This window comes from Streptococcus oralis SK610, assembly GCF_000257455.1.
Classification (GTDB): Bacteria; Bacillota; Bacilli; order Lactobacillales; family Streptococcaceae; genus Streptococcus; species Streptococcus oralis_CB.
Map to the genome: position 1 here is coordinate 23,949 of NZ_AJKQ01000023.1, position 11,921 is coordinate 35,869.

Annotated in this window: 10 protein-coding genes and 5 tRNA genes; 1 reads left to right on the forward strand and 14 read right to left on the reverse strand. The window is 42.6% G+C overall.

Annotated features, from left to right (window positions below):
- Positions 1-6: 6 nt before the first annotated feature.
- Entirely contained in the window at positions 7-1,824 is a 1,818-nt protein-coding gene (locus tag HMPREF1115_RS09115; protein WP_001220888.1) for an acyltransferase family protein, read from the reverse strand.
- A 133-nt stretch (positions 1,825-1,957) separates the two neighbouring features.
- Positions 1,958-3,100, reverse strand: coding sequence for a tRNA guanosine(34) transglycosylase Tgt (gene tgt, locus HMPREF1115_RS09120; RefSeq protein WP_001285249.1), 1,143 nt, complete (start codon positions 3,098-3,100; stop codon positions 1,958-1,960).
- Positions 3,101-3,216: 116 nt separating this feature from the next.
- Between tgt and HMPREF1115_RS09125 the strand changes: the two genes are divergently transcribed.
- The gene (locus HMPREF1115_RS09125) at positions 3,217-4,074 is read left to right on the forward strand and encodes a DUF975 family protein (protein WP_000876917.1); all 858 of its coding nucleotides are present in this window, start codon (positions 3,217-3,219) and stop codon (positions 4,072-4,074) included.
- 40 nt (positions 4,075-4,114) lie between these two features.
- On the opposite strand, the gene HMPREF1115_RS09130 is transcribed toward HMPREF1115_RS09125, so the two are convergent.
- The 12 genes from HMPREF1115_RS09130 to HMPREF1115_RS09185 all read right to left on the reverse strand — a co-directional run bounded on the left by HMPREF1115_RS09130 (position 4,115) and on the right by HMPREF1115_RS09185 (position 11,905).
- Complete coding sequence (locus HMPREF1115_RS09130; protein ID WP_000021885.1) at positions 4,115-4,477, reverse strand: DUF1304 domain-containing protein; 363 nt, start codon at positions 4,475-4,477, stop codon at positions 4,115-4,117.
- A 10-nt stretch (positions 4,478-4,487) separates the two neighbouring features.
- Entirely contained in the window at positions 4,488-4,913 is a 426-nt protein-coding gene (locus HMPREF1115_RS09135; protein WP_000225641.1) for a MarR family winged helix-turn-helix transcriptional regulator, read from the reverse strand.
- 197 nt (positions 4,914-5,110) lie between these two features.
- On the reverse strand, positions 5,111-6,325 hold the full coding sequence (locus HMPREF1115_RS09140) for a LysM peptidoglycan-binding domain-containing protein (RefSeq protein ID WP_000746001.1): 1,215 nt from the start codon (positions 6,323-6,325) through the stop codon (positions 5,111-5,113).
- A gap of 168 nt (positions 6,326-6,493) precedes the next feature.
- Entirely contained in the window at positions 6,494-7,111 is a 618-nt protein-coding gene (locus tag HMPREF1115_RS09145; RefSeq protein WP_001169121.1) for an HAD family hydrolase, read from the reverse strand.
- Between the two features lie 3 nt (positions 7,112-7,114).
- Positions 7,115-8,395 (reverse strand): MATE family efflux transporter, encoded by a 1,281-nt coding sequence (locus tag HMPREF1115_RS09150; RefSeq protein ID WP_000473994.1) that lies wholly within the window; start codon positions 8,393-8,395, stop codon positions 7,115-7,117.
- Between the two features lie 60 nt (positions 8,396-8,455).
- Positions 8,456-9,940 carry a threonine synthase gene (gene thrC / locus HMPREF1115_RS09155; RefSeq protein ID WP_000177134.1) on the reverse strand — a complete coding sequence of 495 codons (1,485 nt, stop codon included), beginning with the start codon at positions 9,938-9,940 and terminating at the stop codon, positions 8,456-8,458.
- A gap of 75 nt (positions 9,941-10,015) precedes the next feature.
- Entirely contained in the window at positions 10,016-11,293 is a 1,278-nt protein-coding gene (locus HMPREF1115_RS09160; protein WP_000091656.1) for a hypothetical protein, read from the reverse strand.
- Positions 11,294-11,477: 184 nt separating this feature from the next.
- Positions 11,478-11,561: transfer RNA gene (locus HMPREF1115_RS09165), tRNA-Leu, on the reverse strand.
- Positions 11,562-11,570: 9 nt separating this feature from the next.
- A tRNA-Gln gene (locus tag HMPREF1115_RS09170) sits at positions 11,571-11,642 on the reverse strand.
- 13 nt (positions 11,643-11,655) lie between these two features.
- A tRNA-His gene (locus HMPREF1115_RS09175) sits at positions 11,656-11,728 on the reverse strand.
- Between the two features lie 14 nt (positions 11,729-11,742).
- Positions 11,743-11,813 (reverse strand) — tRNA-Trp (locus HMPREF1115_RS09180).
- A gap of 11 nt (positions 11,814-11,824) precedes the next feature.
- Positions 11,825-11,905, reverse strand: a tRNA-Tyr gene (locus tag HMPREF1115_RS09185).
- Positions 11,906-11,921: the final 16 nt, after the last annotated feature.

The window sequence follows — 11,921 nt, forward strand, 5'->3', positions numbered from 1 at the left end:
TTGATCTTATTTTGATTTCACAGGTAGCTCTTGAGCAGCCTTAACAGCAGCTGAAATCGTCTCTGCGTAAAGTTTAGCACCTTCTTCAATCATGTTGCTATCATTTCCAAAGTGGACTTGGTCAGTTCCAGCCCAGATTTCAGGGTGTTCCTTAGCAACCTTATTCCAGTCAGCGATGCTTACGTAAGGATTCTTTTCAGCTAATTCCCGTGCATAAGCCGCATACTGCTCCACTGATGTGTAAGTGTCCTTGCTCTTGTCTCCCTCATAAGGCGTCACCAGTATCAGATGGTGTCCTTTCGGTAGATTGTTCACGATGCTGTCCAAATCATTCTTGTAACCTTCAGGATTGTTGACTCCCGTTGCAATGACAACTGTTTTTAGCAGCGCCTTGTTCTGACTGTTATTGAGCATAATGTCATTGGCTTGCTTGGTCGTCCGACTAACTTGGGCATTGATATTTGCTTCAGGAAGTGCCTCTTGTAAGGCTGTATTGGCGCGCAAGGCTACCGAATCTCCTATTAGGCTTGTTCCATCAGAAATTCCTAGACGACTCAGTTCAGCTTGTTCAGCAAGAGTCTTGGTTTGTCCTATATTGGTCTGAGCTTGTTTGAAACCATTGACCATCAAGTCTGTCTCAAAAGCTCCAACTTGAGGAGCCACAGCTATGATAATCAAGCTAATCAAGGTAAGAATGACAGCACCACCAGCACTAATTGGTTTAATATGAGGCAATCGACTAATCTTCCGTATTAAAGGATTGGATTTACCGGCAATCAATGGCTCAATAATATAGAAGGATAGGATAGCAAAGAAATAAGAAAAGATGATTGTCAGAATAACAGCAGGCAGATTACTCATCAGCTGAGAAAAGATAATATAAAAAGGCCAGTGGAAGAGATAAACCGCGTAGCTGGTATCCGCTAAAAATGTAATGATCCGAGGTTCTTGTATCTCAGGCGTTTTCTCATGTAAGACACGCGCAGCAAAAATCATAGTCACTGCCGCTAAACTTGCTAGCAAGAAGCCAAATAAGTACGCAAACAGGTAGGTGAACTTGACAAAGAAAGTCAAGAGCACTAACACCAAAAGCCCAGCAGCAAACACCAGTAGATTTTGACGAAGGTCCCACATCCGGTCAAACTGCTTGACTAAATCGCTCGTCTGACGAACCCCCACAACTGTTGCCAAAATGCTTCCTAAAAAGAAAGGATAGACATGGGTCAAACTTGAAAAGTAGACAGATGAATAGGAACTAGCCATTAGACTACCAATAAACATGGAGAAAAAGCTAATGATGAAAGCCCCAGCAGAAAGGAGAAAGACCATCCCTCTCAATTGACTACTAGATTTTGAACGTTTCGATAAGAACCAAACCGCTAAGCCCCAAAGGATATAGTAGTGAACCTCAACAGCTAGACTCCAGTTGTGAACAAAGAGATGCGGAATGAACTGGGATTCATAACTTCCCCCTGTTAACATTTCGTAGAAGTTGGTCATAAAACCGAGAACTCCAGCTATCTGGCCACCAATTCCAGCAACATAGTCTTGACGAACCAAGAAAGTAAAAGGCATGGTCACTAAAACCATCAGCACCACAGGTGGCACGATGCGGTAAAACCGTCTCTTAAAAAAGCCCAGTAAATCAATCTGGCGTGCCTTCCCAAATTCTTCTAAAAGGAGGGAGGTGATCAAAAATCCTGAAAAAGTGAAAAAGACATCTACCCCAAAGAATCCTCCAGGAAAGATCGTTTGAAAGAAGTGGTACAAAAGCACCAAAAGTAAACCTGTAATCCTAATCAAGGAAAACCATTTAATACGCATACGAGTCTATTCTCCATTAAATTAGGAAGTAAAACACCACCTAATTTCCATTCCATTATACTCCCTATTCTATCAAAAAAATAGGAAAAATCCTAAGAGAAAACTTAGGATTTTGGCATTCTATTGTTACACTTTAGAAATTGCGCCCTGACTTGTTGTAGCCATATTTTTCTACAAAATACTCACGGAATTCCAAGAGATTGTCATCCATGATGGCTTGGCGGACCTGCTTCATCAGATTGAGTAAGAAGTAGAGATTGTGGTAGCTAGTCAAGCGGATACCGAAGGTTTCATCAGCCTTGAGCAGGTGACGAAGGTAGGCGCGTGTATAGTTCTTACATGTGTAGCAATCACACTCAGGATCCAGTGGCGTAAAGTCTTCAGCGAATTGGGCATTTTTGACAACCAAACGACCTTGACTGGTCATACAAGTTCCGTTACGAGCGATACGAGTCGGTAAGACACAGTCAAACATATCCACACCACGAATCACCCCATCTATCAAGCTATCTGGCGCTCCGACACCCATCAAATAGCGGGGTTTGTTTTCAGGAAGAAGTTGAGTTGTGAAGTCCAAGACTGCATTCATTTCTTCGTGGGTTTCTCCTACTGCCAAACCACCGATAGAGTAGCCAGGGAAGTCCATGCTAACAAGGTCGTGAGCTGACTGACGGCGAAGGTCTTCAAATCCTGCCCCCTGTACAATTCCAAACAAACCTTGATCCTGTGGACGACGGTGAGCCTTCAAACCACGCTCAGCCCAACGGCTAGTACGCTCGATTGATTTCTTAACGTAGTCATAAGGTTGGTAAAACTGAGGACATTCGTCAAAGGACATCATGATGTCGGAGCCTAGATTATTCTGAATAGAGATGGCCTTTTCTGGCGATAGGAACATCTTGGAACCATTGAGATGGTTTTTAAAGGTTACTCCTTCTTCGGTGATATTGCGGCTATCTGCTAGGGAATAGACCTGGAAACCACCACTATCCGTCAAGATTGGCTGGTCCCAATTCATGAACTTGTGGAGACCACCTGCGCGTGCGATGAGTTCATCTCCAGGACGAAGCCACAGATGATAGGTATTAGAGAGGATAATCCCTGATCCCATCTCCTTCAACTCCTCTGGTGACTGGGTTTTTACAGTAGCTTGGGTCCCAACTGGCATAAACATAGGCGTTGGAAAGGTACCGTGCGGGGTGATAATTTCTCCCAGACGAGCTCCCGTGTGTTTTTCTTTCTTAATCAAACGGTATTTGATTGGTGAATCTGACATTTTCTACCTCCGAAGCTGGGAAAAACAGTCCCAGTTCATACTTTGCGCCCAAAGGCATACTGTATGATTTTATCAAAAAAAGCTGGAACTGTCACGAACTATGGTATAATGAGAGAATGAAATACCCAAAAATTGATTTAAAAACTATTCGTCTGCAGACGAGGCAGTTTCAGGCTGAAAATCCCCGCCTCTTTCTCGTCTATCTCTTACCTAGCATACTGGTCATCTTATCAGGCTTTCTCAACCCTTTGGCTCGTCTCCAAGAAAGTGTTTTAGAGCAATCCTTTTTCAGCATGCTGGCACAAGTGCTCCAAGCCTATCTCTTCCCACTAGTGGTTTCTTTTGTGAGCACGATTTTTCTAGCAGGTGCTGCTTTTGCGACACTCCGACTCCTCAAGGATCCTGATACAGAACTCTCAGTAAAATCAAGCCTGGCCCTCTTTGCTGAAGAGCGCTTCTCGCAAACCTTCCTAACTCTGCTCCTCAAACGTTTCTACCTCTTTTTATGGAGCATTCCAAACTTAGTAGGCGTTTATTTTCTCTTTTATAGCAATCTCTTGGCTCGGAGATTTGTCGCCCTACATCCTGAATTTCCAAAATTAGACCTCTCATCCGTTGAAACAGAGCAGTTCCTTATGACCTTTGGCCTCTACTTTTTCGCGAGTCTCATCTTGATGATTGTAGGGAACATCCTCTATGTTCCGCAGCATTATGCCTACTCGCAGGTAGAATTCCTCCTCTGCGATACTCTGGATTTAGGACAGGCTAAACCCCGTCAAATCCTGAAAACCAGCCGTTTCTTGATGAAAGGTTACAAATTCCAGCGCTTTGTCCTCGACCTACAACTACTCCCTTGGTACTTCCTCAACTGGCTCACCTTTGGAATTGCTAGCTTTTCAATCCTTCCCTATATCCAAAACAATCACATCTTCTTTTACAGAGTCCTACTAGCCCGTAAACGTCGAAATGGGTAAGAGCATACAAAAGCCAGCATCTTTCAAGAAGCTGGTTTTCTTATTTCAAAAGCAACATACTCAGCAGAGTCAAAATAGCGGGCCCACCTTGCTTCAGAATGATCTTCTTGTCTGCTGTCAGAGAACCGTAGGTCGCTGCACCAAGCACAAATAAAACAAAGATGGTCACAATTTCCAAACCTTGTGAGAAATAAATCCCGTACAAGAGGAACACACCTATCAAAGCATTATAAATCCCTTGATTTTTAAATAATGAACTCACTGAAGGACGAGCCAGTTCTTCCTTATCCACATTAAACACGCGACTAGTAGTATCTGATTGCGTAGCCACACTTTCCAAATAAAAAATGTAAAAATGCTCCAAGGCAACGATAGTTGCTAAAATAATTGTAAAAATAGACATATTCTTCTCCTTAAATTTTTATCTCTTCTAAGCCAGATATCAACTTTTCTAACAAGCGACTGAACTCTTCTCGCTCTCCTTTTGTAAGTACACTCTCCATCTGATTTTTTACGTTTATATGTTGTTGAGGAGAGTTGGTTACTAGTTGTTCTCTCGCAAAGTCTGTGACTTCCACCAAAACCTCCCTCTGGTTTTCAGGATTCCGACATCGATTAACCAAACCTCCCTTTTCCAAAATTTTAAAGTGCCGTGTCAAGGCAGCCTGATCAATCTTCAATCTATCCTGAACTGCTATTTGATTACACGGAGACTGATCGATTAAGAAACATAAGATTTGATAACGAGTCAGACTAATTCCCAATTGGCGTTCAAATAGTTGTGTCATAGACTGATCTGCTAATCGTAGTTGATACAGTAAATCATGGATTGCTACCATAAATCTTTCCCCTTTAAAGTTGATTTATCAACGATTGACTTATCAAGTATATTGCAATCCAAAAAATTAATCAAGTAATATGCTTACATTCTCTTGAAATATTACTCACTTCCTCATATTTGTCCCTTTTATCCTGAAGAAATGACATGCAAAAAAGAAGCGGGAACTCAATCAGTTCCCAACTTCCATTTTAATGATTAGTTCATTGAAACGTGAACGTGGTCATAGTGGTTTTCGGTTACGCTACCACGGTCTGGCATTGGATTCCAAGTGTAGGCTGGTCCATATTTACTATCATATGGAGCGTAGAAACGTTGTTTCCAAATGATATAGTTGATACCACGGCTAGCCATATTTTTGACTGCATATTCTGCAATTTGATCTCCGAGTGCTGAACTCACTGGAACCATAAAGTCGATGGCCAAACCTTTCCCATGGTCGCCACTGTCTCCAGGACGGTAACCACTAAAGGATGTGATGCCAAACAAGTTGGCGATTTCTTCTTTAAAGGCTGCAGTTTGTGGTTGAAGACCAGCATTCTCAGACTTAGCTACAGCAAGTCCTGCATAGTCAGGAGCCGCTGGAGCTGAATAAGTTCTTGAAGGAGTTTGGCTTTGCTCTGCTTGATAAGTCGAAGTTGCAGTGTCAGAAGTTGCTGTTGATGCTGCTGTTTCTTCTGTTGCACTTGTTCCTCTTGTATCAGCAGGCGTTTCAGTTGCTGGCGCAGCTGCTACTGGTGCTTCTGCTGGAGTTGTTGCTACCGTTTCTTCCGTAGCTGGAGTCGCTGCTTGAGGAGCTTCTTCTTCAACTGGGCGAGTTGTTTCTGCTACTGGTGCTTCCGTTGGAGTCGTTTCAGCTGTTTCTTCAGCTACAGGTGTTTCTGTAGATGGTGTCTCTTCAGCAACTGTCGCTGTCTCAGAAACTTCTGAACTTGGCGCTACTTCTGCTGGTTTTTCAGTCTCTGTTGCAGTTGGAGCTTCCTCAATTGGTTGAGAAAGGTCTTCTACTTGAACTGTTTGTTCATCGACTGTTACTTGATTCGTCGTCAAATCAGCTGTCGCAGTCGTCACTTCTTCACTAGCGTCTGCTTGAGGAGTTTGGATTTCAACTTCCGTTACCTCTTCTGCCTCATTGACAGTTGTAGTGAGGACAGTATCTGGGAAAATCAAGTCCATATTGGTGATTTTGTTCAAATTAGCAAGAACCGTCACATCTACTCCCAAAGCTTCTGCAATCGTACTCAGGGTATCACCATACTGAACTGTATAGCTGTTTTTGTTCTCGTTTTTCGTCACATCACTTTGAATTTGCTCAACGCTACGTGCTGTCCAAGAGATTTCTTGAGCTTTAGCTCCTAATGCGGGAGCAAGAGATAAGGCTACTGTTGAGGCTAAAATAATTCTTTTCTTCATTCGTTCATATTCCTTTCAAATGAGTACCTGTCTATCATAACACAAAAAAAGCAGAAAAAAAGCCCTCTCGGGCCTATTTAACAGAACTGTCTATTCCTTGTAACAAACTTGATTACTTGAAATAGTTTGTTAGGTTTCTGTCACAAAACTGACACAATCTTCTCGCTCCTAATCCTCAAAAATATGAGGGATATCTGCCAATGCTTGAATCCTGTGATTCCCTTCATAAGAAGACTCTAAAAAGTTGATGCTTTGAAGGCCACTATTCTGGGCAAATTCCACATCCAAAGTCCGGTCCCCTATATAATAGGTATTATTAGGATCCAGCTGATACTTGTCTAACAGATAGTTAGCCGCTTGTGGACTTGGCTTGCGCGCAAAGCCACTCTGACTGGTTAAAATCTCTTTGAAATAGGATTCCAACCCCAAGTCTCTGAGAATGGTAAAAGCATTGTCTCCCTTATGAGTATAGACAAACTGCTGAATCCCTGCTTGGTCTGCCCAAGCCAACACTTCACGCGCACCTGGCATCAAGACGACCTGGGCATTCTTCTCAGCCAGGCTCTGGGCACGTACCTGATTGAGCACTTCCGCATCCAGATTTCTCTCTTCTGCCACCTGCACAAGCAAATCCTGCACAGAATACCTGAGGATAAACTCTCTCACTTTCTTCTTATCATAAGGAATAGAAAACTGAGCAAATGTCTCCTCAATTCCTGACAAAATCGCTTCGTAAGAGTCCAATAAAGTCCCGTCTAAATCCCAAATAAAGGCTATTTTTTGCATCTCCTATCCTTTCAACATCATATAACGTTGGTAACGGTAACGTAGAAATAGCCAGCGAAAACCATTATCCAAAAGGGTTCCAGCCCAAATACCAGGCAAGCCCCAACCAAGAACAATCCCCATCAGATATCCTGTTCCAATGCGGATACACCACATTCCTATGCTTGTTGCATAAAAGGGAAGGCGAGCATTCCCCAAACCCTGCCAAACTGCAGTATAGATGACTGTTCCTATCGTCATAGGAGTACCTAGTAGAGAGAACAGTGCCACCAAAACACTCGCCTCGACTGCTATAGGGTCCGTCGTATAGAGATGAGTCAGTGGTGTCCCTAAGGCATAGATACTGAAAGTTAAGGGCAACATGAGAAGCAGAGAAAGCCAAAAGGTTTGCTTACACAAATCATCTACTCTTTCCCAGCTATCCTCTCCAACTGCTCGAGCTACCAGCATGACCGTTGCCGTAGCGACGCCAAAGGCAGGCATGTAATTAAACTGGGTCAAGACTTCTCCGACTGCATTCCCCGCTACTGCCTCCGTCCCAAAAGAAACAACCAAGGCAATGATGACGACGTCTCCAGCCCGCATCATGAGACGTTCCCCTGCCGCTGGCAAAGCCAAGGTCAGTAAGTCTTTATCGAGTCCAAAAGTCGGTTTCTCAAAAGGCAGCTTTAATTGCGACCACAAAATCACAAGACCGACTAAGCGAGACAAGATAGTCCCCCAAGCAACACCCGCTATGCCCATATCAAGGACAAAAATAGCTAGACTTGAAAAAAGAATATTTAAGGCATTGGATAAAAGACTCACATAGAGGGGTAGCCGTGGATTATGCGTTGCACGAATCAAGGCACCCAAACTCGTCATCAAGCCCAAGAGAACAATCGATCCACCCACCAAAGATAGGTATAGTCCACCACTCTCGGCTACATCCCTCTCCGTCCCCAAGAGTCCTATCATCTCGTGCCCAGCAAAGATGGATAAAGCGCCTAAAAGTGCACTCAGCAATAGGGTTATCTTGAGAGCCTCTGTCACGTGATAAGCCAACTTGGACTGATCTTTCTGCCCCATGCTTTTTGAAATAACACTGGAAATAGCAGCCCCCAAAGCGATGAAAATCGCCTGGTAAATCGTGATAATATTGCCAGCCACTGAAACACCTGAAATAGCGATTAAGCCCAAGTGAGCGACCAAGTAACTATCTACCATCCCCATGAGCATCTGCAAAAAGTTTTCACCCATAGCTGGCAATGCAATATTAAGAATGTCTTTATTTTTCTTAAACAATCCTTCCTCCTGATGAAAAGAAACTCAGTTGGTTTCCCAACCGAGTTTACTTCCTCTGTCTTAAAGCCCTAGATAAGCTTCAACCGCTGCTTGCATGTCAGCAGCTGCCACTGTTGTTTTATGACGAACTGGAGCTGTTTCAAGGCCATCAACCGCTGGTGGCACTGCCACTCCTGAGATTTCATGTAATTGAGCCAAGGCTTCAAAGTCAGTCAAGCCTGCTTTCCCTGTTACAGCTTCTACTGCAACCACTGGGAACTTGTATGGACTAGCTGTTGAAGCAATCACGGTCTTAGTCGCATCGCCAGTAGCCACTTGGTATTTTCTATAAACAGCTGAGGCAACCGCCGTATGTGGATCCTCGATGTAGGCATCTGTATCATAAACACGCTTGATTTCTGCTGCGGTTTCTTCCTCCGTCGCATATTCAGCTGCGAAGAGTTCCAGAATCTCAGCATCAAAGTCTGCCAATTCATATTGTCCTTGTGTACTCAAGGCGTTCATGAGTTCAGCTGTCTTAACCGCATCATTCCCCAAAAGATGGAAAATCAAACGCTCCAAGTTTGAAGATACTAAGATATCCATAGATGGGCTAGTGGTTACTTTAAACTCACGTTTCTTATCGTAAACACGTGTTTTAAAGAAGTCAGTTAAAACATTATTGTCATTTGAAGCACAGATCAATTTGCCAACTGGCAGACCAATTTGTTTAGCATAAAAGGCAGCCAAGATATTTCCAAAGTTTCCTGTTGGTACTGTGAAGTTGACCTTCTCACCAGATACAATCTCACCAGTCTTAACCAATTGAGCGTAAGCATAAACATAATAAACAATCTGTGGTACCAAACGACCAATGTTCATTGAGTTAGCTGATGAAAATTGCAGTTTATTGGCAGCCAACTTTTCACGAAGAGCTACATCGTTAAACATATGTTTGACATTAGTTTGCGCATCGTCAAAGTTACCATCAATAGCGATAACATGAGTATTGTCGCCAGTCTGAGTAGTCATTTGCAACTCTTGTACCTTGCTAACACCATCCTTTGGATAAAAGACGATAATCTCAGTTCCAGGCACATCCGCAAACCCTGCCATCGCAGCTTTTCCAGTATCACCAGATGTCGCTGTCAAAATGACGATTTTGTTCTCCAAACCATGCTTTTTAGCAGCAGTCGTCATAAGGTATGGCAAGATAGACAAGGCCATATCTTTAAAGGCAATCGTTGAACCATGGAACAATTCCAAATTGTATTGCCCATCCAGTTTCACCAATGGCGCAATAGCTGGGGTATCAAACTTGCTATCGTAGGCATTGTTGATACAGTAGTCCAATTCCTCAGCTGTAAAGTCATCTAAAAATGCTGACAAAACTAATTTAGCCACTTCTTGGTAAGAAGCATCTTGCAATTTTTCAAAGTCCAAATCCACCTTTGGATAAGTAAGCGGTGTAAACAGACCACCATCCGTCGCCAAACCTTGCAAAATAGCTTGGCTGGCAGTTACTGTATTATTGGCATCACGCGTTGATTGATAAACTAATGTCATGAATCTCTATCCTTTATCTATAGTCTCTTTCATTATATCATGATTTTTCAGAAAATTCTCCCTTTATAAGAGAAATTATAGTCCCAATTGTTCTTTCAAAGGCTGTAAATAGGTCATTTCTTGCTTATCTCTTTTCTCCAGTCCTTCCTCAGCTAGGGTGAGTAAGTCTTTAGAAAACTCGAGAACCGCAGCTTCTTCTTCATCTGTGAGTTGTTTTTTAGAAAATTGTCGTCTTAAAAGCTTATAATCACGACCAGCTGTGGTAAAAAATGGAGCAGTTCGCAAGTAAGCTTCAAGCTTGTCTAAATGAACCAACAAGCCCAAGTGAAAGGCTGCAGAAGCAAAAGTCCTATCAAGCGGCTGAGTACAAACACTGCGAAACTCAACTGTTCCTCGAGTCGTTAAGTCTTGGTACTGGTAACTACGATGCGTTTGGAAATCCTCCTCCTGAGGCTGAATCAACACCTCATCCCCATTAAGGGTAAATGCCTGGATTTCGGGTGTAGTCAAATAATCTCTAGCCTGAATCGGATAAAAATAATAGGTCTGCCCATCACGCTCCGCAGTAAAAATCGCAGAATGATTTAGATAGTCAAAAAAATCATCCTCATCTTTAAATAGTCTAGTATTGACACCAACATTCTCTGAATAGATACCATGCATGGATTCTTCCCAAAAAATATCTCTCGAAATTTTGGTATCCCAATCTGCCCCTGAAAACTCAGAATTTGCAAACAAATAAGCTTTTGCAGCTTCAATTTGAGTAAAAGCATTGATAACACGCAGGTAGTTGGACTTTGAAACGTCCAGTTGAACCTGACTTCCACAGATAAAGGCACCATACTCAGGGAAATGATGTAAATCTGATTTAGTTACATTTCTACTCAAATTCAGATAATCCATCAACATCTGATAGCGGGGATAAGCCACTGGACAATTCTCATTTTTATCCCAGTTGGGATGAATGCCGCAGCCAACAATAGCATGATTAGCTTCACCCAGTTTATTCTGAATCGTAGCCATATAGAAGTTAAAGCGTTCTTCTACCTCTTGGATAGATTCGGCCTTTCCGAATGCAAACTCAATCGTCGTATAAGCAACCTCAAATAAGATCGTATCTTGGCTGACTGGATCAAGCAACTGAATTGGATTCCCAAAATCATCCACTTTTTCGATAGTAAAGCCCAGTACTGATGGTAAATACCGAAAGAGATCCTTAACAACTTCACCATCTGTAGCCTTACCCTCTAAATTTACAATAGGATATTCTAACTCAATCCCAATAAATAAATTTGGGTTCTCTTTTATATTCTTTAAGTAACGTTTCTTTAGTAATTCAACAGACCGAGACATTAATCACCAAACTCTTTCATAGTCAAAATAAATTGTGAATAAGTAATATTATACCAAAAATACACTAAAAATGACTAGAATAAGAATAAAAAGATGATTCATCAGTTATCTGTACTTAAAGAAAAAATATCAAAATCTTCACTAAATCAAAAAACAAGGTCCGAAAACCTTGTCGTTATTACTATACCGGCGGCCGGGGTCGAACCGGCACGTCCTTGCGGACACTGGATTTTGAGTCCAGCGCGTCTGCCAATTCCGCCACGCCGGCAAATAGTAACTGGGGTAGCTGGATTCGAACCAACGCATGAGGGAGTCAAAGTCCCTTGCCTTACCGCTTGGCTATACCCCAATAATATAAAATAGGCGAGTGATGGGGATCGAACCCACGCATGCCAGAGCCACAATCTGGTGTGTTAACCACTTCACCACACCCGCCATAATCATATTAACACGGGCAGTAGGAATTGAACCCACACTGAAGGTTTTGGAGACCTTAGTTCTACCTTTAAACTATGCCCGTAACTAAAGTAATGGAAGGGGAGGGATTCGAACCCCCGAACCCGAAGGAGCGGATTTACAGTCCGCCGCGTTTAGCCTCTTCGCTACCCTTCCAAGTTATAAATAAAAT